General features: G+C 64.3%; 19 protein-coding genes and 1 pseudogene. 11 read left to right on the top strand and 9 right to left on the bottom strand.

What is annotated here, in order from left to right:
* Positions 1-8: 8 nt before the first annotated feature.
* From wecC to FPJ27_RS05580, 6 genes are all read right to left on the bottom strand, one after another.
* Positions 9-1,253, bottom strand: a complete 1,245-nt coding sequence (wecC, locus tag FPJ27_RS05605) for a UDP-N-acetyl-D-mannosamine dehydrogenase (protein WP_072438222.1) — start codon at positions 1,251-1,253, stop codon at positions 9-11.
* Between the two features lie 28 nt (positions 1,254-1,281).
* Positions 1,282-2,460, bottom strand: coding sequence for a UDP-N-acetylglucosamine 2-epimerase (non-hydrolyzing) (wecB, locus tag FPJ27_RS05600; protein ID WP_072438220.1), 1,179 nt, complete (start codon positions 2,458-2,460; stop codon positions 1,282-1,284).
* A 19-nt stretch (positions 2,461-2,479) separates the two neighbouring features.
* Positions 2,480-4,729 carry a polysaccharide biosynthesis tyrosine autokinase gene (locus FPJ27_RS05595; RefSeq protein WP_204422268.1) on the bottom strand — a complete coding sequence of 750 codons (2,250 nt, stop codon included), beginning with the start codon at positions 4,727-4,729 and terminating at the stop codon, positions 2,480-2,482.
* Positions 4,730-4,736: 7 nt separating this feature from the next.
* Positions 4,737-5,228, bottom strand: coding sequence for a low molecular weight protein-tyrosine-phosphatase (locus FPJ27_RS05590; RefSeq protein WP_204422267.1), 492 nt, complete (start codon positions 5,226-5,228; stop codon positions 4,737-4,739).
* Positions 5,225-6,409, bottom strand: coding sequence for a polysaccharide biosynthesis/export family protein (locus tag FPJ27_RS05585; protein ID WP_204422266.1), 1,185 nt, complete (start codon positions 6,407-6,409; stop codon positions 5,225-5,227). The genes FPJ27_RS05590 and FPJ27_RS05585 overlap by 4 nt, the downstream gene beginning before the upstream one ends.
* An 86-nt stretch (positions 6,410-6,495) precedes the next feature.
* On the bottom strand, positions 6,496-7,902 hold the full coding sequence (locus tag FPJ27_RS05580) for an undecaprenyl-phosphate glucose phosphotransferase (RefSeq protein WP_204422265.1): 1,407 nt from the start codon (positions 7,900-7,902) through the stop codon (positions 6,496-6,498).
* A gap of 532 nt (positions 7,903-8,434) precedes the next feature.
* On the opposite strand from FPJ27_RS05580, the gene FPJ27_RS05575 reads away from it, so the two are divergent.
* The gene (locus FPJ27_RS05575) at positions 8,435-8,722 is read left to right on the top strand and encodes a hypothetical protein (RefSeq protein WP_204422264.1); all 288 of its coding nucleotides are present in this window, start codon (positions 8,435-8,437) and stop codon (positions 8,720-8,722) included.
* A 346-nt stretch (positions 8,723-9,068) separates the two neighbouring features.
* Here FPJ27_RS05575 and FPJ27_RS05570 read toward each other — a convergent pair.
* Positions 9,069-9,166 (bottom strand): annotated as a pseudogene (locus FPJ27_RS05570) (sel1 repeat family protein); the annotation flags it as partial.
* Between the two features lie 391 nt (positions 9,167-9,557).
* Between FPJ27_RS05570 and FPJ27_RS05565 the strand changes: the two are divergent.
* From FPJ27_RS05565 to atsR, 3 genes are read left to right on the top strand one after another with little or no spacing between them, the layout of a single operon-like run.
* On the top strand, positions 9,558-10,430 hold the full coding sequence (locus tag FPJ27_RS05565; protein ID WP_204422263.1) for a helix-turn-helix domain-containing protein: 873 nt from the start codon (positions 9,558-9,560) through the stop codon (positions 10,428-10,430).
* Between the two features lie 42 nt (positions 10,431-10,472).
* The gene (locus FPJ27_RS05560) at positions 10,473-10,976 is read left to right on the top strand and encodes a molybdopterin-dependent oxidoreductase (RefSeq protein ID WP_204422262.1); all 504 of its coding nucleotides are present in this window, start codon (positions 10,473-10,475) and stop codon (positions 10,974-10,976) included.
* A gap of 1 nt (position 10,977) precedes the next feature.
* Positions 10,978-12,789: a hybrid sensor histidine kinase/response regulator AtsR gene (gene atsR / locus FPJ27_RS05555; RefSeq protein WP_204422261.1), complete on the top strand. Its 1,812-nt coding sequence runs from the start codon at positions 10,978-10,980 to the stop codon at positions 12,787-12,789.
* Positions 12,790-12,864: 75 nt separating this feature from the next.
* On the opposite strand, the gene FPJ27_RS05550 is transcribed toward atsR, so the two are convergent.
* Together FPJ27_RS05550 and FPJ27_RS05545 are read right to left on the bottom strand one after the other, a co-directional pair.
* Positions 12,865-13,284: a secondary thiamine-phosphate synthase enzyme YjbQ gene (locus FPJ27_RS05550; protein WP_072438206.1), complete on the bottom strand. Its 420-nt coding sequence runs from the start codon at positions 13,282-13,284 to the stop codon at positions 12,865-12,867.
* Positions 13,285-13,294: 10 nt separating this feature from the next.
* Positions 13,295-13,621 carry a thioredoxin family protein gene (locus FPJ27_RS05545; RefSeq protein ID WP_072438204.1) on the bottom strand — a complete coding sequence of 109 codons (327 nt, stop codon included), beginning with the start codon at positions 13,619-13,621 and terminating at the stop codon, positions 13,295-13,297.
* Between the two features lie 296 nt (positions 13,622-13,917).
* Between FPJ27_RS05545 and FPJ27_RS05540 the strand changes: the two genes are divergently transcribed.
* The 7 genes from FPJ27_RS05540 to FPJ27_RS05510 all read left to right on the top strand — a co-directional run bounded on the left by FPJ27_RS05540 (position 13,918) and on the right by FPJ27_RS05510 (position 21,812).
* Positions 13,918-14,619, top strand: coding sequence for a flavin reductase family protein (locus FPJ27_RS05540; protein ID WP_204422260.1), 702 nt, complete (start codon positions 13,918-13,920; stop codon positions 14,617-14,619).
* A gap of 160 nt (positions 14,620-14,779) precedes the next feature.
* A complete protein-coding gene (locus FPJ27_RS05535; protein ID WP_204422259.1) occupies positions 14,780-15,112 on the top strand; it encodes a DUF2322 family protein in 333 nt (110 codons plus the stop codon).
* A 481-nt stretch (positions 15,113-15,593) separates the two neighbouring features.
* Positions 15,594-15,866 carry a hypothetical protein gene (locus FPJ27_RS05530; protein WP_204422258.1) on the top strand — a complete coding sequence of 91 codons (273 nt, stop codon included), beginning with the start codon at positions 15,594-15,596 and terminating at the stop codon, positions 15,864-15,866.
* An 851-nt stretch (positions 15,867-16,717) separates the two neighbouring features.
* A complete protein-coding gene (locus FPJ27_RS05525) occupies positions 16,718-17,317 on the top strand; it encodes a fimbrial protein (RefSeq protein ID WP_204422257.1) in 600 nt (199 codons plus the stop codon).
* A 64-nt stretch (positions 17,318-17,381) separates the two neighbouring features.
* A complete protein-coding gene (locus FPJ27_RS05520; protein WP_204422256.1) occupies positions 17,382-18,098 on the top strand; it encodes a fimbria/pilus periplasmic chaperone in 717 nt (238 codons plus the stop codon).
* Between the two features lie 123 nt (positions 18,099-18,221).
* Complete coding sequence (locus FPJ27_RS05515) at positions 18,222-20,717, top strand: fimbria/pilus outer membrane usher protein (protein ID WP_072438192.1); 2,496 nt, start codon at positions 18,222-18,224, stop codon at positions 20,715-20,717.
* 105 nt (positions 20,718-20,822) lie between these two features.
* The gene (locus FPJ27_RS05510) at positions 20,823-21,812 is read left to right on the top strand and encodes a fimbrial protein (RefSeq protein WP_204422255.1); all 990 of its coding nucleotides are present in this window, start codon (positions 20,823-20,825) and stop codon (positions 21,810-21,812) included.
* Positions 21,813-22,045 lie beyond the last annotated feature (233 nt).

Below are 22,045 nucleotides of genomic sequence, written 5' to 3'. Positions count from 1 at the left end.
CCCGTCCGTTACCCGCGCGCCAGCACGCCGCGCGTGTCGATCACGACCTTGGTCTGCAGCCGCACTGGGTCCATGCGACGGAACGGGGCGTGATCGACGAGGATCACGATCACGTCGGCTTCGGCCAGCGCTATGTTCAGATCGCACAGCCGGGTCGTTGCTTCCAACGCTGCCGGCAACGCGGCGATGTTGGGTTCGACGACCAGCAGCGTCGCGTCGGCGTTCGCCGCCAGCGCTTCGACGATCTCCATCGCCGGGCTCTCGCGCAGATCGTCGATATCCGCCTTGAACGCAAGCCCGAGACACGCGATCACCGGCTCGCGGAACCGGCTCGCCGCCTGCCGCACACGCTCGTAGACGAAATGCGGCTTGTCGTCGTTCACGTTGCGCGCGGTGCGGATCAAACGCGCGTGCTCCGGCGCGGAATCGACGATGAACCACGGATCGACCGCGATGCAATGACCGCCCACGCCCGGCCCAGGCTGCAGCACGCTGACGCGCGGATGGCGGTTCGCCAGCCGGATCAGTTCCCATACGTTGATGTCCAACTGGTCGCAAATCACCGACAGCTCGTTCGCGAACGCGATGTTCACGTCGCGAAACGCGTTCTCGGTCAGCTTGCACATTTCGGCAGTGCGCGCATCGGTCAGGATGCACTCGCCGCGCACGAACACCTCGTACAGCTCCTGCGCACGCGTGCCGCATTTGCGCGTCATGCCGCCGATCACGCGGTCGTTCTCCACGAGTTCGCGCACGACATGGCCCGGCAGCACGCGCTCGGGGCAATGCGCGATACGGATGTCCGAGCGCTCGCCGGCCTGTTGCGGAAAGCTCAGGTCCGGGCGGTGCGCCGCGAGCCACGCCGCAATTTTTTCGGTCGCGCCGACCGGCGAAGTCGACTCCAGCACCACCAGGTCGCCCTTCTTCAGCACCGGCGCGATCGACCGGCATGCGGCCTCGATATAGGTCAGGTCCGGCTTGTTGCCATCGGCAAACGGTGTCGGCACCGCGATCAGGAACGCATCGGCCGGCTCGGGCGTTGCCGTCGCGCGCAGGTAGCCTTGCGTCACGGCGGCATGCACGAGCATGTCCAGTTCGGGTTCGACGATATGGATCTCGCCGCGATTGATCGTGTCGACCGCATGCTGCGACACGTCGACGCCGACCACGCTTTTACGGCGCGCGGCAAAGGCCGCCGCGGTGGGCAGGCCGATATAGCCCAGCCCGATGACGGAAATGGTTTCGAATGACATGAATGAGGTTCTCCAGACGTCGGGGGATTCAGCAGGGCGAGCCGGCCAGGTATGCCGGCCCCTGCGTCAGGATCGGCGGCGAGACCAGCAGATCCGCAATCCGCTCGCTTGCACGACCGTCGCCGTACGGGTTGTGCGCGCGGCTCATCGCGCGATAGGCAGCGCCGTCGTCCCACAGCTCGACCACCGCGCCGACCAGCCGCTCGACTTCGGTACCGACCAGCCTCACCGTGCCGGCCGCGACGGCTTCCGGCCGCTCGGTGGTGTCGCGCATCACGAGCACCGGCTTGCCGAGCGACGGCGCCTCTTCCTGGATCCCGCCGGAATCGGTCAGGATCAGCCACGCGCGGCTCATCAGGTACACGAACGGCAAGTACTCCTGCGGCTCGATCAGCACGACGTTGCCGATGTCGCCGAGCAGCCGCGCGACGGGTTCGCGCACGTTCGGATTCAGGTGCATCGGGTAGACGATGCGGCACTCCGGATAGCGCTTCGCGATGATCGCGATCGCTTCGCAGATCTGCTCGAACCCGCGGCCGAAGTTCTCGCGGCGATGGCCGGTGACGAGGATCATGCGCCGCTCGTCGTCGACGAACGGAAACCGCTCGCGCATCTGCCGCACCAGCGCCCGGTCGTGCTTGAGGCGCTCGGTGATCGTCAGCAACGCATCGATCACGGTGTTGCCGGTCACGTGCACGCGAGCGGCTTCGACGCCTTCGGCCAGCAGGTTCGCCCGCGAGGTTTCGGTGGGCGCGAAGTGATGCAGCGCGAGCGCGCCCGTCACCTTCCGGTTCGCCTCTTCCGGCCACGGTGAATACAGGTTGCCGGTGCGCAACCCGGCTTCCACGTGACCGACCGGAATGCGTCGGTAGTACGCCGCGAGCGTCGCGCCGAGCGTCGTGGTCGTATCGCCGTGCACGAGCACGAGATCGGGCCGGAACGATTCCAGCACCGGGTCGAGCGCATTGAGGATGTGCCCGGTCAGGCTGCCGAGCGTCTGCCCCGCGCGCATCAGGTCGAGATCGAAATCCGGCACGATGCCGAACAGGTCGAGCACCTGGTCGAGCATCTGGCGATGCTGGGCCGTCACGCAGACGCCGCAGCGCACGCCTTCGCGGGCCCGCAGCGCGTGGACGAGCGGCGCCATCTTGATGGCTTCCGGACGGGTGCCGAACGTGACGAGGATGTTTTCGTGGTGATGGGTCATTGGAATCTCCGTCGGCGGATCACGTGCGATCCGCAGCGGTTTGCGAATCGGCGTTGTCATACCCGTACGCGCCGTAGTTGCCGTACCGGGCGGAGCGCAGCCCCGGCCGGAAGCCGTTGAACACGACCGCGGTCGCGCGCGCGCCGGCGCGTTCGATCCGCTTCGCCGCTTCGAGCAGTTCGCCCGAGGTCGTCACGCCGGCACGTGCCGCGAGCAGGATCGTGTCCGCCTGCGCGGCCAGGACGACGGCGTCCGTCACCGGCAACAACGGCGGCGCGTCGAGCAGCACGACGTCGTAATCGCGTGCGACGTGCATCAGCAACGCCGACAGACGATCGGAAGACAGCAGTTCGACGGGCCGATCGGCATACGGGCCGGCCGGCAACAGGTCGACGTGCGGCGCGACGTCGCGCACGATGGCGTCGGCGGCGGTCGCGCCGCCGCGAAGGACGGTCGACAGGCCGATCTCCGGCCGCATGCCGAAGCGCTTGGCCAGCTCGCCTCGACGCAGGTCGCCGTCGATCAGCAGCACACGCTTGTTCGACTGTCCGAGCAGCGCGGCCACGTTGGCCGACACGAACGATTTCCCGACACCCGCGGACGGTCCCGTGATCAGCACACGGTTGCCGTCGGGTTGGTCCATCAACTGGAATCGCAGCGCCGTGCACAGGCTTCGCAGCGCCTCGACCGCGGGTTCGTTCGGTCGCGCCAGCGCCAGGACCGTCGCCCCGCCCGTCGCAGCGTCACGCTGCGCGATCCGGTGTTGCGCAACGCTGTGCGGAATCGTCGCCATCACGTTCAGGTTCGTGTCGCGCTCGATCTCCGCGGGATCGGTCACGCCGCCGAACAGCACCGCGCGGCCGATCACGGCGCACGTGCCGAGCACGAGCCCCATCAGGGCGGCCATCACCGTGACCAGCGCCGGCCTTGGCCGCACGGGCTTGTCCGGCACGATCGCGCGATCGATCACGCGCACGTTGCCGATCTTGCTCGCGGTCGCCAGGCGAAGCTGCTGGACGCTGTTCAGCAAGCCGACATAGATCTCCGTTTGCACGGTCACATCGCGGCGCAGGCGTACGACGTTCTGCTGCGCATCGGGCAAGCGCCGGATCGTGTCGTTGATCGTCCCGACCTGCGCGTTGGCGGCGGCGATCTGCCGGTCGACCGCCGCGAGCTCCGGGTGAGCCGGCGTCAGTGTCGACGCCAACGCCCGCCGCTTCTGTTCGAGCTCGAACAGCGACATCTGCGCGGCGGTCGATTGCGTCAGCATCGCCTTCGCCTGCTCGGTCAGGTCCACGATTTCATGGCGGGCCTGGTATTCATTGAGGCGATCTTCGGCCGCACGCAACTGACGCTCCACGGTCGGGACCTGGTCGCTCAGGAACGCCAGCGACTTCTCGGCGGTGGCCGCCTTGCGGCTTGCGTTCTGCCGCACGTAGTTGTCGGCGATCGCGTTCAGCACGGCAGCCGCGCGCACCGGATCATGGCTTTCGTACGACACGCCGATCACGCCGGACTGATCCTTGCCGCGGTTCGCTATCGTCAATTCCTTCTGCAGTTCGGCGAGCACGACCTGCCTCGAATCCGCCTTCACGACGAACTGCGCGCCCACTTCGGCTTCGATGCCGGCCACCTGCAGCGTCACGTCTCCGGCGGCCGTCTTCACGTGCAGCGGCTCGCCGATCGCGCCTTCCACATCGCGATCGAGATCGCTGCCGGACAGGCGATAGCGCCCGTCGCCCAGCGACGTGACGATGAACGCATGTTGCTGGAAGTCGCGCGGCACATCGAATACCGGAACATCGATGCGCTCGTTGCCCCAGACGAACCCGCCGATCCCGAACAAGCCGGGCGTCGACAGCCTGCGATTGAAGCGCGCGACGGCGGAGCCGATCACGGGCACGCGGCGCGGATACGCTTCGATGTGCAGGCGCTGACCGTCGACGACCGGTTCGGTCACGAGCCGCGAGCGCAGGATTTCCATCTCGCCGTCGTCGGTCGACTTCACGTCGAACAGCGCGCCGAGGCCGCCGACGAGCCCGCCCTCCGCCATGCTGCGCAGGTCCGAGCCGCCGCTTTCCACCTGCACGGCAATGTCTGCCTTGTAGACCGGCTTCACGACGAAGGCATAGCCGGCTCCAAGCGCGGCACACGCCGCCGTGACCGCGACGATGCGGCCTGCGTGCCGGATCAGCACGTCGAGGATGCCGCGCACGTCGAGTTCGTCGGCGTCGTGTAAATGAGGTTGGCGTGGGTTCGATGCGTTCATTTGAGGCTCACTGCAAGTGTTCCGGCGCATCCGCGCCGGTATCCGGATGCGGTTGCAGGTTCGGTTCGAAGGTGGCGATCCGCGCGGCCCAATCGGCCACGCCGTGCTCGATCAGCTGCATCGCGTAGTCGTAGACATAGCGGCTTCGGCGGTACGGATCCGGAACGTCGGCCTGGTAGCGCTCGGCCAGGCGATACACACGGCCGCGCGTCATCGGGCAAGTCCGCTCGATCAGGCGGCGATGCGCGACCTCCATCACCAGGATCAGGTCGGCCCACCGGCAGGCCAGGTCATCGAAGCGTCGAGCCCGATGCGCCGACAGGTCGAAGCCGCGCTCGATCAACAGTGCATTCATCACCGGGTCGACCGGCGTCCCGCCGATCGCCGCGACGCCGGCCGACTCCACCCTGCGACCGGGCAGCGCGCGCGACAACAGCGCCTGCGCGGCCGGACTGCGGCATACGTTGCCGGTACACACCACCAGGATCCGTTTCATCATTTCGTGACGATCGCGGCCGTCAGGCCCGCGTTGATGGCCGGAAGCAGTTGCGCGAGCACGCGGCCGAAGCGCGCAAGCTTCGTGCTGTCGACGTACACGACATCGCGCGGCTGCAGCTCGAACTCATTGGCGAGCACCATCGACACCGGCGAGCTGCCATCCAGATGAAACACCTGCGCCTGCCGGTCCGCGCCGGCGCGAATCACGTAGGTCTGCTTCGGATCGGCCGTACCCTGGTTCACGCTGCCGGCCTGCGACAGCGCGTCGGCCAGCGTGAGCCGGCCGTTGCGCAGCGGCAGCGCCGTCGTCGGCTTGTTGACTTCGCCCATCACGTACACGCCGAACTGGTCGCGCGCGCCGACCTGCAGCAGGTCGCCGTTGCGCAGCACGATGCGCGACGGATCGACGCGCTCGCGAATCAGGCCCGGCAGGTCGACCGGATAGGCGGTACCGTCGCGCACGAGCGTCATGCGGCTCTGATCGGCGTCGGCCGTGAAGCCGCCCGCGCGCGTGACGGCTTCGAGCAACGTCATCGGCGTGTCGTTGAGCGGGTGCGCGCCCGGCGCACGAACTTCGCCGTCGATGTAGACGCGATTCGCGCGATACGACGCGACGCGCACCGTCAACTGCGGCGCGACGAACCATTTCGACAGCCGCGCGCGAAGCTCGGACTGAATCTCGCTCGTGCTCATGCCAGCGACATGCAGTTCGCCCACGTACGGAAAAGCCAGGTTGCCGGCCTGATCGACGACGAAGCCCGCCGGCGGATCGGCAGGGCGCACCTGTTGCGTGCCCGGGTTGCCCTGCGCCGCGGCCAGTTCGGGGTGATCCCACACGGTGATCTGCAGCACGTCGCCCGCGTCGATCGCGTATGGCGCCGGCACCGCAAAGAGCGCCGCGCGCGTGCGTTCATCCTGTGTGCGCGCCTCGCGCCGCTGGGCCGCGATCAACTCGCCGTCGATCGGCCCGATCGGTACCGACGCCGCCGCTTCACGCGAAGCGGGTACGTTTCGCGGCTGGCCGGGCGATGCTGCGACGATGCGATGCATCGACACCGCCAAACCGCCTTCGTATGCCTGCGTCGCGATCCCGCCATCCCGCGCCGCATCGTGCGCGAGGTTCATATGCATGCCCGGTTCGACCGCGCACGCGGACAGCAGTACGACGGGCAAGACCGTCATTGCCAATCGCAAGCGTTGCGCCCGTGACCCGGGCCGTTTTCCAGTTTCCATTTCCGTTGTCCAGAGCGTGTGCATCGACGCGTCATTCAATAGGCATTGCGATGCGTGAATCCATACAGGACGGTCGCGGCCACGATCCGCATGTCCATCGCAAACGACCAGTTGTTCAGGTAGTAAAGATCGTGTTCGACCCGCTTCTGCATCTTCTCGATGCGATCCGTCTCGCCGCGATGCCCGTTGACCTGGGCCCAGCCGGTGATGCCCGGCTTGATCCGGTAGCGCTGGATATAGCCGTCGACGAGATGCTGGTAGAAGCGGTCGTGCTCCACCGCATGCGGGCGCGGCCCGACCACCGACATGTCGCCCTTCAGCACGTTGAAGAACTGCGGCAGTTCGTCGAGGCTCGTGCGCCGCAGCAGCGCGCCGACACGCGTGACGCGCGGGTCGCCTTGCGTCGCCTGCCGGACTTCGCCCGGCTCGCGCGTGTCGGGCACGTGCATCGTCCGGAACTTGTAGATCGTGAAGATGCGCCCGTAAGCGCCCCTGCGTTGCTGCCGGAACAGCACCGGCCCCGGCGACGACAACTTCACCGCCAGCGCAACGACGGCCATCAGCGGTGCGATTCCGATCAACGCCAGGCCCGCGAACACGCGGTCGAACATCGCCTTGCCCGCCAGCGCCCGCGCGGACAGCGGCGACGAGACGAGATCGAGCGCATGACCACGAATCGCCCCGTTCGGATGAAGCGGCGTCATGCCGGTGAGGTCAGGCATGAAGCGGATGTCGACCAGATCCTCGGCGAACGCGTGGACGATCTCGCCGACGCGATCGGCCTCCGACAGCGGCAGCACGATCCAGATCTCCCCGACGTGTGCGCGACGCACGTACTCGACGAATTCGTCCAGGTCACGATGCACGGCCGGCTCTTCCGGCCCGATCGGCGACGAACCGGACATGTCGAAGATCGCGACTATCTGGAACGACCGCCCGGTTTCCCGCGCATCGCGCCCAACGAGCGCGCGGCAACGTTCGCGATGCCCGACGAGCGCAACCGGCTTGCGCCGGGCATGCCGCGCCGCCGCGAAAACGCCGAGACACCACCGCGCGGCCTGCGACACGACAAGCGCGACCGCCGACAGCGCGAACCAGCCGGCCAGCCAGTCGAGCGCGACCGGGAATTGCCGGTCGTGCGCCATGACGGACATCGCGCCGACGCACAACGCGACGGCCAGACAGGCCGGCGCGAGCCACACGCAACGCCACGACAGGCGGCGCCCGGGAGCGCCGTACAGACCGACCAACGGAAACAGGACCAGCGCGCATACGATCGAAACGGCGATCAGCACGGCATCCGATCCGGCAGACGACGAGCCGCCCAGCCAGCTTCTCGCTGCCCATGCGGTGACGACAAGCAATACGGCATCCAGCAACCAGGACCGTGAAGCTGTTCCGCGAACGGCGGGGGTGTATCTAGTTTGGTTGAACGAAGGCATAACCCTGGGCGATCATCTGTCGCGATCGATTGGCGACGGAACGGCGGCGCATCTACACGCAATGCACACCACGCCGACGCGGATCGACTCCCGGACCGACGATCGATTTCATGTGTTGTTTAGCAATGCGAATCTGAATCGATTGACATGGACCTTCAATCAAACGTCACGGATCGTTAAATTTCGAATCTGGCTGACGTGGCCTAACAACTCCAACGAGACCGACGCCCTCCGCTTACCGCGAGTCCATCGCTTATCGAAACGATGTAAGACTTGATACTGCCATTACGATCTGTCGTTTTAAATCGGTCATGTCCTAAACTAATTGGCATAGTTATGTTTCTTGTACTATTTGCCAATGACGCCCCTGCCTACAAGGCGTGTCTATTGATGTCAAGTGACCAAGCAAGCCGCGTGATGTGTGCCGGTTCACTTTGCAAGCCGGTGTGGAAGCGCCGCCATCCCGCGAACACGATGACCGACGACTGCCACGTGCGCCGGCGTTGCGACAAGAGGCAGCGTCAATGCGCCGTTGCGCATGAGCGGCGGGTTTTCGCCGCGCGTCCTGGCGAGCAACGTATGCCAGCGCTACCTACGCGCGTCGTCTCAGGTGACAGTCGACTCGGTATCGACGCGCATCGGCGTCGCCTGTTCCGACATGACGTGCCGGCTCGGCGGCGAATTCGAGGATCTCGACTGCGGCAAAAAGGCGAGCGTGTGCCGTGCGCTCGTCACGCCGCCGCTCGTGCGCAGCCGTCACGGCAGCATCAGCGTTCGCTTCGCGTGTGAGAACAGGAAAGTCCGCTTGGGACGTGATTGAAATTTTTCAGCGAGATCGCTTGAGGGGCGCGACCCGGGCGTAAACGAAATACCGCCGGCAAGCCGGCGGCAAAAGATGCGCCACGGATGACGTGGCGCACCTGAGGCACTCGATTCAGCGAGCGCAGGTCATTCGGCTGTGAATGACTCGTGCGACGCTGCCGCGACGGACGCGCAAAGCGCCGCGGCCAGCGCACCTTGAGTGAGACGACGGGAAAGGTGGGGCTTCATGTCGTTATCGATCGATAGTGTCGTTGTTCGGCTTATGCGTCCGTGCGAACTTCGATAAACCCCCGGCGTGGCGCGATGGTGGTCTCCCCGCTGCCGCCCCCGTTGCTTCCGGCCGGATCTTCAGGACGATCGGAACAACCGGTGTCGTCGCAGATCCGCACCGTATTGCCGGTCACGGACGATCCTGTACGCACGCGGCCAACAGCAACAGCAGCCCCGGTGCAAGTAAACGGCGGTACCGTGGTACCTTCCTCGAGTTTTATTTGCGCAGCAATTCTTCGAGCTTTTCACCCCCGCGAGCTCGGCTCGCAACCCGGTCGCGCGCGGCGCGGCGGATACAATCCGCCAACGCCGACACGCTGCCCAAGGCTCTCTCAGGTTCTCTCTTTGAATCGTTCCGTCACTACTTCATGCCGCCGCTTTTCGCTGTATCGGCTGTCGCCGGCATCGATCCTCAAACATGACGCGACAAACAATAGTGACGTGGTGAGCAATAATAATGGAGAAAAATGGTATGTCAAGGTCCTTCGCGTTTTCAAAGTTTGCGTGACGCGTCACCTTTGATATGCTCTTCGTCGCCCAAACCCTCTGGAGACCCCGTCGAGATGTCCAACAGCGAGCAGGCCAACGTCGACCTCATCACCGCCAACAAGGTGCGCGACCTCCTGAACCGGAACGGCATTCCGCCGCGAAGTCACAACACGACGATCGCGAATGTGCTGGGCCTCAGTTTCTCGGTCGTCACGCGCAAGATGAAAGGCCTGATCCCGTGGAACCTGTCGCAGTTGCAGGACATCGCGACGCACTTCGGCGTGCCGCCCGCGATCCTGCTCGACGACAAGGGCGCGCAGCCGGCCGCCGCCGAGATGGTCGACGCGACGCTCGTGATCGAGTCGCGGCGCTTTCGCTGCCGGGCCGCAATCTCGACGAAGGCCAGCAGCCAGATCGAAACGGATTTCGTCGCGTTGCAGTGGCAAGGCGAATGGATCATCACCGAGCGCCAGCACGCGCGCGAAGGGCGCACGTATCCGGTCGATGTCGTCGAGCTACGCTCGAGCCAGCCGAACGTGTACGCGGCACGCATCGCCGTGGTCGACGATTCGCGGGACGTCGCCGAAACGGTATGTGAATATTTCATCGAAAAAGGCGTGAACGCGATCCCGTACTTCGACGGCGCCACGTTCCGCAAGGCGCTGGAGGTCGAGGATTTCGACGGCTACATCCTCGACTGGATGCTCGGCGACCAGACGGCCGCCGATCTCGTGCGCGGCATCCGTTCGAGCGAGAACAGCGGCGCGCCGATCTTCCTGCTGACCGGCAAGATCTCGACCGGGGAAGCCAGCGAGGACGAAATCGCGCACATCGTGTCGCACTACAACGCGCGCTGCGAGGAAAAGCCGGTTCGCCTGCCGATCCTGTTCGCCGAAGTGGCGCGCGAACTGAAGATCACGCTGCCCGCCGCGGCCGCCGCGAGCTGAGGCCGGATCGACAACCCACCACCGCACGACCGAGGGAAAGACATGCGAGTTTCGACCATCTGGACCAAGAGCCTGCTGACGGCCTGCCTGCTCGGCATGGCCGCCGCGACATGGGCTGCTTCGTCGTTTACGTTCACCGTCGACGGCCAGATCGACAAGAGCAACCAGCAGGGCAAGACGGCCTACGTGTTTTCCGAGCAGGCGCTGATGGCGCTGCCGCAGCATACGATCGTCACGTCGACGAGCTGGACGCCGAAGGCGACCTTCACCGGCCCGCGCCTGTCCGACGTGCTGAAAACCGTCGGCGCGCACGGCACGCAGATCGAATTCCACTGCATCGACGAATACACGTTCACGATTCCGGTGTCCGATGCGGACAAATACGGCGTGATCCTCGCGCGAACGATGAACGGCAAGGTGCTCGGCAACGACAACTACGGCCCGCTGTGGATCATGTATCCGCGCGACCAGTATCCCGACGAGCTGAAGACGCCGCTCGGCGAAGCCAAGTTCGCGTGGCAGATCATCGGCCTGACCGTGAAGTGAAATGACGCGGCCGCGACGGAAAAACAGAAAAATCATTCTGATCCTCGGATCGCTGTGGATCGCGGGATTCGCCGCGTGGGCGTTCCTGCTTTGGGACCTGCTGGCAACCTCCGTCAACGAGGGCGTGCTTGAAGGGCCGCGCGAAGGCGTGTTCTGGACGGCCGCGCAATACCGGAACGTCTATACGCGGTTCGACCGGCAACTGATCCTCTACGCGACGCACGAGGACGACGATTTCGATCGCGTGCAGATGCAGCTCGACAGCCTGTCGGTGTCGTTCGGGTTCCTGCAGCGGCCGTCCGAAGTATCCGAGTACTGGCTGCGCATCCCGCGCGCGCGCGACGAGATCGACGCGCTCGGCGAATTCATGACGCGCCTGAAGCACGACGTGCCGTTGCTGCGCGGTGCGCCGAAGAACGCGCGGCAGGTGATCGACGAGGTCAATGCGTACTGGCCGAAGGTCAACGGCCTCGCGAACTACTTCCGCGCGATCGAGATGGCGCAGCGCGATTTCACGTTCCATCAGCTGAAGGAAAAGCAGCGCGCGATCCTGATCCTCGGCATCGTGCTCGGCGTGATCCTGTGCGCGCTGTTCCTGCTGCTGTTCTATACGATGCGCACGCGCGACGACCTGCTCGAACGGCAGGACGCGGCGCTCGACGCGGAGCGCAAGGCGTCGGATCGCGCGTTCGAGATGATCGAGGCGAAGAACGCGTTCCTCGGGATGGTCAGCCACGAGTTGCGCACGCCGCTGCAGGCGATCTGCGGGTCGATCGAAATCCTGCTCGCGCGCCCGCAATCCGACGCGAACCTGAAGACGATCCGGCGGCTGCAGAATTCCGCGCTGTCGCTCGAAGCGCTCGTCAAGGACCTGACCGACTACATCAAGCTGCGCTCGACCAAGCGCCTCGCCGAACTGGAAACGGTCGGCATGGCATCGCTGCTCGCCGAAGTCATCGAGCCGCTGCGCGAGAAGATCGCGACCAGGCGGATCGCGGTCGCGCAGCAGGTCCAGCCGCACGATCTGTCGATCCGCTCGGACCGCAAGCTGTTGCGGCAGGTGCTGTCGAACCTGGTCGAGAATTCCGTCAAGTACACGCTAGGTGGGTCGATCGACGTATCGATCGCGCTCGCCGACGCGCCGGCCGGCAAGCAACTGACGATCGTCGTGCGCGACACGGGCACCGGCATCGCGAAGCAGCATCTGTCGAAGATCTTCGAGCCGTTCTATCGCGCGAACGACGCGGTCGGGCTGCATGTGGACGGGATCGGCATGGGGCTCGCCGTCGTGCGCGAAATCGTCACGACGCTGCGCGGGCATGTGGACGTGCGCAGCGTGGTCGGCGAAGGCAGCGAATTCGTCGTGACGCTGCCCGTCGAAGTGCCCGACTTCATCGAGGCCGCCGGCGAAGCGCCCGCGTGGCCGGCGGCCGCCGCGCATCGCGACCGGCGCGCGCTGGTCGTCGACGACAACGACAACGCACGCGAAACACTGGGCGCGATGCTGTCGGCGCTCGGCATCGACGCCGATCTGTGCGGCACCGGCCAGGAAGGCATCGCGCGCTTCGGCGCGGGCCGCTACGACATCGTCGTGCTCGATCTCGAACTGCCGGACCTGAGCGGCTTCGAGGTCGCTCGGCGCATTCGCGCCGTCGCGCAGCCGGACGACGAAGGCCGGCATCCGGCGATCGTCGGCGTCAGCGCATACGAATCGGCCGCGCTGCACGAGAACAAGCAGGTGTTCGACGAATTCCTGCCGAAGCCCGTCCACCTGCGCGAACTCGGCGCCCTGGTCGAGAAGCTGCTCGCCTGAAGCGGTGCGCCACGTGCAAACACGCACGGCATCGCGCGCCGGCGCTGCCTCACGCGCTCCCGCTCACGTTCCCGTTTATTCGCCGATCAGATGCAGCACGATGTCGCGCCGGTGTGCCGCGCGACGATGCTCGAACAGGTAGATCCCCTGCCAGGTGCCGAGCACCATGCGCCCGTGCTCGACCGGAATCGACAACTGCACCTGCGTGAGCGCCGTGCGCAAATGAGCGGGCATGTCGTCGGGGCCTTCGGTGTCGTGCTCGTAGCGGCTTTCGTCCTCGGGCGCGAGTGTCGCGAAGTAGCGTTCGAGATCGCGCCGCACCGACGAATCCGCGTTCTCCTGGATCAGCAGCGAAGCCGACGTATGGCGACAGAACACGGTGAGCAGGCCCGTGCGGATCGACTGCTGATCGACGAACGCGCGCACCTGCGGCGTGAATTCGACGAGGCCGCTGCCGCGCGCGTCGACGGCGACATGCGTGATGGCTTGTTGCATGATCGTGACGTCAGGCCAGCGCGGCGAAGCCGTCGGCTTCGATCTGCTTCGCATCGGCGGGCCGCACGACGCGCGCGACCTCGACGCCGTCGCGCAGGAACACCAGCGTCGGCCACAGCTTGACGCGGAACGAGCGGCCGAGCGGGCGGCCCGGACCGTCCTCGATCTTCAGGTGGCGCACGGCGGGATGCGCGGCGAACGATTCGACGATCGCGGGCTGCGCACCCGCGCAGATGCCGCACCAGTTGGTGCCGAATTCGATGACGGTCGAACCGGCGAGTGCATCGACTTCCTCGCGCGTCGGTGCATTGGCGGTATAGCGTTGCGGCGTGTCCATCGGGGCCCTCATGTGCAATTCCGGATTGTGGCCGCGCGGCGCGCGAGGCGCGGCGGCACGCGGCCTGCGTTTCTTACTGTAGCGGAAAAGCAGGCGCGGTGCCGATGCGCTGATGGCCGTTTGCGCGCCGCATGCTCGCGCCGTTGCCGCGCGTTGCAAGCGCTGCTCCGCGAGCAATTTTCGTGCGTCGCCGCATCGCGCCGATCGCCGGATGACACGACAAGAATCGGAGCGCCGCACGGCCACGACAGGATCAGCATTCGAACCGATCCCTCAACGAAGCGAAGGCTCCGACCATGAACGCTCCGCATCGCGTCACCGAACCGAACATCCTCTATTTCGGCACGCCCGTCGTGCTGGTCAGCACGCTGAACCCGGACGGCACAGCAAATCTCGCGCCAATCTCGTCCGCGTTCTGGCTCGGCTGGCGCGGCGTGATCGGCATCGCCGCCAGCTCGCAGACCACCCGCAACCTGATGCGCACCGGCGAATGCGTGCTGAACCTGCCGTCGTCCGCGCAGGCGCACGCGGTCGACCGGATCGCACGGATGACGGGCACGCATCCGGTGCCCGAATCGAAGCGCGTGAGAGGCTACGTGTACGAACCCGACAAGTTCGGGGCGGCCGGGCTCATCGAGGTGGCATCGCACACCGTGTCGCCGCCTCGCGCGCTCGAATGCCCGGTACATCAGGAAGCGGTCGTCGCGGCCACGCATGGCCTCTCCGATGAAACGCCCGACCTGCGCGGGAAGATCACACTGTTCGAGCTGCGCATCCAGCGCGTGCACGTGCATCCGGACCTGCTGATGGATGGCCATCAAGACCGCATCGATCCGGACAAATGGTCGCCGCTGATCATGAGCTTCCAGAAATTCTATGGCCTGGGGCCTCGACAAGTGCATGCGTCGCGGCTCGCCGAGATCCCCGAGCGCGCGTATCGCAGCCCGGACATCGAGCGCTCGCGGGAAGCGGGCGTGCCGGCCGACGCCGGGCGGTAATGAAACGCGATGCTGGCGGGCAGCGCCGCGCAGCTCGCGGCGCGGCGCTCGCGTGGCGCGCGACCGACTCGACCGCGCCGGCCGTTGCACCGAAACCGATCGGATAAAATACGGCCGGCCACGCTCATTGGCCCATGACCGAACCGACGGAGTGTTTTCAGTGATTCACGCTACCCCAGTATTCAAGGACAACCTCGCGCAATTGCCGGCCATCGACGGCATCGCGCGCATCGATCTCGTCGGCGCGAACGGCGACGTGGTCGCCAGCATCGAAAACCAGCCCGGCAAACAGGGTTCGCTCGCGGTCTACCACTACCTGAAGCAGGCATTCGGCGCGCTCGACGCGAAGGCTGCCGAGCACGGCCTCGCCGTGTTCGCGGAGCATACCGCCGACGCACGCAACCGCCCCGGCGCGCACCCGAACGTCGATCGCCTGCTCGCGATCGTCGCCGGCGGCGACGCGCTGCGCATCGACGTCGTCGCGAAGGGTTGAGCGACGGGCAGGGCCATGATGCCGCACCTCGATGCGCGGCACGCTCATGCATCTCCTCAACGAGTGCCAATGCGTGTCGCATCATCGGCCCACCCGCAGAACCTCGGCAGTTCAGTCATGCCGCATCGAGCGCATGCACGTGTCGGCACAGACTCTTCGCTTTCGTCGAGCACCCGCAGTTGCCCGCCGCACGTCGGCCCGGCTTGGCGAAAGGCATAGCTCCCCGCGCATACCATGACGCATGCGCCCGCATTCATATCATCGATGACGGCCTCGCACGCCGGTCGTCATTTTCGCGATTGGCTGCCCCGATTTAGACAAAAACCTCGCGAAAATCGCCCGCGCTGCCGCCGGCGAATCACCTCATCCATCATGCGTCGGCGACGAATTTCTTGCGACGCATCGCACACACGCACTTGAAGCGCACACGGCCCGCTGCGGGAATCGCGTGCATCCGCCGCGCCTCCGCATCTCGTTCGGTATGCAGAGTGCCTCCCGCGGCAACGACGACGACGCGTACTACCGCGACGTGGGCATCCAGGACGCGCTCGTGCAGCGGGAGACGCTACTTGCACATGATGCGCCCATCTGGGTCGTCTCGGGGCGCCTGCACGGTGCGCTGGAATCCGTGCTGCAGGGGCAGTCTGCGTACCACGTCAGCTACGAGCGCAAGGGCTTCGGCGCGTATGCGAACCAGCATCTCGACGACTGGGTCGTCAGCGGCGCGGCGTTCGAACCGGACCTGGTCGCCTAAAAAATCCTCGCCGACGGCTCGGCAACCGCGTTCTGGCAATCGAACCGGACGGCGCTCGACCGGTTTCGCACCGCGCGCGAACATGTGATCGACGCGTTGCGCACGGCTCGATACGCTGGACGACCCGGAGACCGCGAGCATGCAGCGCGCCGCCCCGTTCTGCGATCGAAGCACGTCAGGATGGACGCCCGAAACCGGTGCCGTTCGGATGATTGAAGCGTTTCGTCACCGGACATCTGCCGTGAACGTACGCCTCCAATGGAATGCCGTCGTAGCGGGATACCGTGGCACCGGCATGTCCTGCCGACTGCCGATGCGCGATGCCCCTCGGCCTGCGCGGACGCCTCGTCCAGCATGAAATACCGGGCCGCCGACAATCATGAGGGTGACTATTGAAACTGTCATGCGACAACATCCCGTTTCTGCTGGGGATTTCGTCGCAACAGGAAACGACATACACGGAATGGTGCTTTTCTAAATTCCGGCGCAAAACATATAACGACATGAAACCGGATCATACGCGCGGCACTTGATATCGCAGCCGGCGAAAATGAATTTCGCATGCAAACCGACCACGTATTCCGGCAAGCACCGACGACATTCCCCCGTCCATCTCGCCGAGCGGTTGCCATCAGCCTCAGCTCGATCCGACAACGTCAAATCCATTTAATGTTTCAACGAAATGCGTGTCGAGATTTTCTCCGAAGACACAAATTAGTACTCGTCCTATATTCAGACCCATCCATTTCGAACACGTCCAGTTTATAGGCGCACCGGCGGCACGATACCATCCTTACAACTCTTCCAAAGAGTTATTTACCCCTTTAAATCACGTTGAAACGGAGAAAATCATGGCCTTCAACAAAAGCATTCTCGCTATCGCAGCAGCAGCAGCTTCGTTCGCAGCAGCAGGCTCGGCGATGGCTGCCGACGGCACCATCAACTTCACCGGCGCAATCACGACCGCATCGTGCACGCTCACGGGCGGCGCAGGCGCCAACGTGTCGCCCGGCACCGGCGGCCAGAACATTGCGGTCAACCTCGGCACGGTGAGCGCGGATTCGATCGGCGGTACCGCCGGCGGTGGCGTGGCAGCAGGCACGCAGATCAACCTGAACCTCGACTGCGGCAACACCGGCACTGGCCTGAACATGGTCAAGATGAAGTTCGACCCAGTCGCAGGTTCGGGTATCGACGGCAAGAACAACCAGTTGCTGAAGATCGCGGGCAACGCGGAAGGTGTTGGCATCGGCCTGTACGACAGCAACAACAAGCTGCTGAACCTGGCCGCGAACGAAACGTTCGATGCCCCGCTCGTCAAGGGCGGCACGGAAGAAGCGCCGAGCTACACCGCCGCGCTGAATCTGCGTGCAGGCTATGTTGCAAACGGCGCAGCGGTCAAGGCCGGTACGGCAAACGGCACGCTGCCGTTCACGCTGACCTACGAGTAAAGCTCCCCTACGGGCGACGCGGCGGGTCATGGTCCCGTCGCCCTTCTCACTTTCCAAGTCCATCATGAAACGATCACTCATTGCCGGGCTGGTCGCGGCCAGCTCGCTATTACCCTATTCCGGCGCATCTGTCGCCGGCATCTCGTTGAATGGCACGCGTGTCATTTACACGGCGCAGAGCAAGGAAGCGTCCGTGCTCGTCAGGAATCCGTCTAAGCAAGACGTGATGATCCAGTCATGGCTGGAATCCGACGACCAGAAAGGCGATCTGCCGTTCGCTATCACGCCTTCGCTGAGCCGTCTCGGCGCCGAAAAGCAGCAAACGCTGCGGATCTTCTATGCCGGCCAGGGTTTGCCGATTGACCGCGAATCCGTGTTCTGGCTCAGCGTGCAGGAAATTCCGCAGAAATTGGATGGCGAGAACACGCTGCAAGTCGCGGTGCGTCAGCGCATCAAGCTGTTCTATCGACCGACCAACCTCGCAGGCAAGCCGGAGGACGCACCCAAGCAGCTTCAATGGCACTGGCGGGCGGTGGGCGGAAAATACGGCATGGAGGTTGTTAATAACACCCCCTATTACGTATCGCTGGTCAAGGCAACGCTCCATAGTGGCGCGCAAACGCATCCGATCGACACGGAAATGATTCCGCCGCAATCGACCCGTCAGCTCAGCGTCAAGAACTACAACGGCCAATCGCTTGCACCGGGCGCCAAGGTCGATTTCGAGTCGATCAACGATTTCGGAGCGACCGAAGAGAACAACGCAACAGTCTCCAACTGACAGCACATTTTGTCAGTTCCGGCTCCGAATCGCTCAATAGCAATTCGCATTACTAAATTACCGGAGGGCGCGCATTCCTGAAATCCGGGCAGGTTGGGAAAGGCACGCGATCAAGGTCAAGGCATGAATACCACTGAAAAGAAAATCGATTTGCGGGTAGCGGCGTGCCAGGGCGCATCCTGCCTGGTGGCGCTCGGGAGCCTCGTTGCGGCCACGTCGGTTCAGGCAGCAGAATTCAACGAACTGTTCCTCAAGAAAGGGGACGCGCCCGTCGAGCTCAAGTACCTCGAACAGGGCAGCTCGGTTCCGCCCGGCACGTACGACGTCGACGTGTCGCTGAACCAGCGTCCCGGCAAGCGCGAATCGATCGTCTTTCAGGCGAACGGCGGCGAGGTCAAGCCCGTCATCACGCTTGGCCTGCTCAAGGCGCTCGGCGTGGACGTGAAGCGACTCGAGCGGGAAAATCGGATTCCGGCCGACCTGCAAGACGACGCCGCGCTGAATCTCGCGGAGATCATCGACGGCGCGTCGACCGATTTCGATGTCGGCGCACTGTCGCTGAATGTCAGCGTGCCGCAGGCCTACGTGCCGGGCCGGTCGCGCGGCTATGTGGATCCGTCGAAGTGGGACGACGGCGTGATTGCGGCCTACAGCAACTATCAGGCCAATTTCAGCCACGACTCCGACTCCGGATACAACAGTTCCTACTATTACCTCGGCCTGCGCAACGGCTTCAACGTCGGCGGCTGGCGGCTCAGGAACGAATCGTCGCTCACCGGGCGCCGCGGCACGAAGTCGCAGTTCACGTCGAACCGTACCTACGCGCAGCGCGACCTGCGCGGCATCAAGGGCACGCTGTCGGCAGGCGAACTGTATTCGGCCGGCGAAATCTTCGACAGCTTTCGCTTCGTCGGCGTGCAGGTCGGTTCGGACACCGGCATGTTGCCGGACGACGAGATCGGCTTCGCGCCGGTCGTGCGCGGCATCGCGCAGACCAACGCGGTCGTCGAGGTGCGTCAGAACGGCTACGTCATTTATTCGACCACGGTCACGCCCGGCGCATTCGAACTGAAGGACATCTATCCGAGCGGCTCCAACGGCGATCTCGAAATCTCGATCACCGAATCCGACGGCAGCGTCCGGCGCTATACGCAACCCTATTCGTTCCTGCCCGTGATGATCCGGCGCGGCTCGGTTCGATATTCGTTTTCCGCGGGCCAGTATCGCGGATTTGGCGAGGTTCGCCCGAAATTCGCGCAGGGCACGATGGTGTATGGCCTGTCCGACAACTTCACTGGCTACGGTGGCCTGATCGGCGCGCAGAACTACGCCGCGATCGCGCTCGGGATCGGCTTCAACTCGCGGCTCGGCGGCATTTCGTTCGACGTGACGCATAGCCAGTCGAACGCGCCCGGCCGCAAGGCGAACGGGCAGAGCTTCCGGTTCCTGTACTCGAAGACGCTGGCGGCCACCGACACCACGTTCACGATGGTCGGCTATCGGTATTCGACCGACGGCTTCCGCACGCTTAGCCAGCACGTCGACGACATGAGCAGCCGGCAAGGCGACGGGGTACGGCGCCAGAAGAGCCGCGTCGATCTGAACATCAACCAGTCGCTCGGCCGCAATGGGTCGGTCTACGCGAGCATCGGTGAAACGAGCTACTGGAACCGTGGCGGCACGAGCCGCAACATCCAGCTCGGCTACAGCGGCTCGCTGAAGAACATCAGCTACAGCGTCGCGCTCGCGCGCACCGAGGATACGGGGCCGTTCGGGCGCACCGACAACCAGATCTCCGCGACGGTCAGCATTCCGTTCGGCAACACCGCGCGCGCGCATCGTGCCTATTCGAACGTCACGGCGTCAACGCGCGGCGACGTGAGCGTTCAGGCAGGCGTATCGGGCTTCCTGAACGACCAGAACACGGTCAACTATTCGGTACAGGGCGAATACCAGAAGGACAACGGCGGCTCCGGCGGCGTGGGCCTCGGCTGGGATACGCCGATGGTGAAGCTGACGTCGAACTACAGCCAGTCCGGCCACGGCAAGCACGTCGACGTCGGCGCAACCGGGTCGGTCGTCGCGCACCGCGGCGGCATCACGCTCGGCCAGCCGGTTGGCGAGACGTTCGCGATCGTCGAGGTGCCCGGCGTGAAGGGCGCGCGCTTCGATTCGTCGTCGACGGTCAGCACCGACCGTCGCGGCTATGCCGTGCTGCCTTATGCGCAACCGTACCGCTACAACTGGCTCAACATCGACACGGAAAGCCTCGGCAACGACACCGAGATCACCGAGAACGCGAAAACGATCGTGCCGACGCGCGGCGCGATCGTGAAGGCGCGCTTTGCCGCGGAAACGGGCCGCCGCATTCAGTTCGACGTGACGACGACCGACGGCAAGAAGGTGCCGCTCGGCGCGACGGCGTACGACCAGGACGACAAGGTACTCGGCATGGTCGACAACGCATCGCGCGTGCTCGTGTTCGGCGTGAAGGATCAAGGCCGCCTGTCGATTCGCTGGAGCGAAGGCACGTGCGAAGGCGACTACGTGTTGCCGCAGCAGAACAAGGCGCTCATGTACGAGCGTGTTGCGATGAGCTGCCGCATGGGCAATCGCTGACGCTGTGCCGGGCTCGGCTTCAAACATTTGTGCTGATGCATACCAGGAAAACGCCACGCGCTGCTCCGAACACGGCCCGATTAACTTAACGATATTCGATCCAACATGAACCTTAAGAATTTGATAATTGGACTGGCGAGCATGTTGCCATTCGTATGCGGTACCGCGCTGGCGGCTTGCCAAGTTAGCGAGGGCGGTGTTTTAACACCGAACAACGGTGGGAGCCCCTCAGTCGTCACGCTGGCGGCCTTTAATGCACCCAACTTCGATCCCGGTGTGCCGAACGGCACTGTGCTGTATTCGCAAGAAGTCAGCGTGGTACAGAACGGCAAAGGAAACGTCTACTGTAGTAACTACATCGGTGATGTCTATCATGGGCAGCTGGGGCCAGTGGATCAATATTCCACCTGGCCAACCGGTGTCGCCGGCATCGGCGTGAGAATGCGCTTTGCGACCAAGCAATCATGGTGGCCGGAAATATTGTATTTTACCACCCAAAACATGAGTTTCACTGCTTCCCCCCTTGTCGTTGAACTGGTCAAGACAGGCCGCATCACGGTCGGCGGCAGGATGACTGGAGAATTGGCCGGCTCTTGGGTCCAAGGCAAAAATTTCCAGTACCGATCCATCAGGATCAGCGGATCGATCGAACTCAAGCCGAACGTACCGACCTGCAGCGTGACGACGAAGTCGATCAACGTCCAGTTCGGCGAGGTCAACATAAATGGCACCGCTACGGCCCCCGAACGACCGGTCAATATCGGCTTGCAGTGCTCCGGCGGCACGCGCGACGCCAAGACCCGGATGTATATCACGTTGACGGACGCAACCAATCCGGGCAACCGGAGCGACGTGCTCACGCTGGCGAACACGTCAACGGCAAAAGGCGTCGGTGTCCGGATCATGAACGGGACGACACCGGTCAAATATGGGCCCGATTCGAGCGCGACCGGCAACCCGAATCAATGGTTCGTGACCGAAGCGGGCAATGAAAACATCAATATCCCGCTTAGTGCACGTTATGTCCGAACCTCGGACACGCTCAAAGCCGGTACGGCGAATGCCATCGCCACGTTCACAATGAGCTATCAGTAACGCTTTGACTGAGGCCAGGAATGCCGCATTTCGCCGGTATTCCCGTTCTTGCGCCTCTCATACGCGATGCCCGAACAGGCGCCTCGAGCCCCCGCCTCGCGGCGTCCCGGCTTTGCATAGCGTTCGCACTCGACACTTGAATGTGCCGTGTTTCAATAGCTCGACGGGAAATCGATCCCTGATCGACGTCGCGTCAACCCACGTGACGATCGTCCGGTCTCACCGGTGATGAC

This window comes from Burkholderia sp. MS455 (assembly GCF_016899445.1).
In the GTDB taxonomy this organism is placed as follows: Bacteria; Pseudomonadota; Gammaproteobacteria; order Burkholderiales; family Burkholderiaceae; genus Burkholderia; species Burkholderia pyrrocinia_C.
This window is presented reverse-complemented; position numbering and strand designations above follow the sequence as displayed.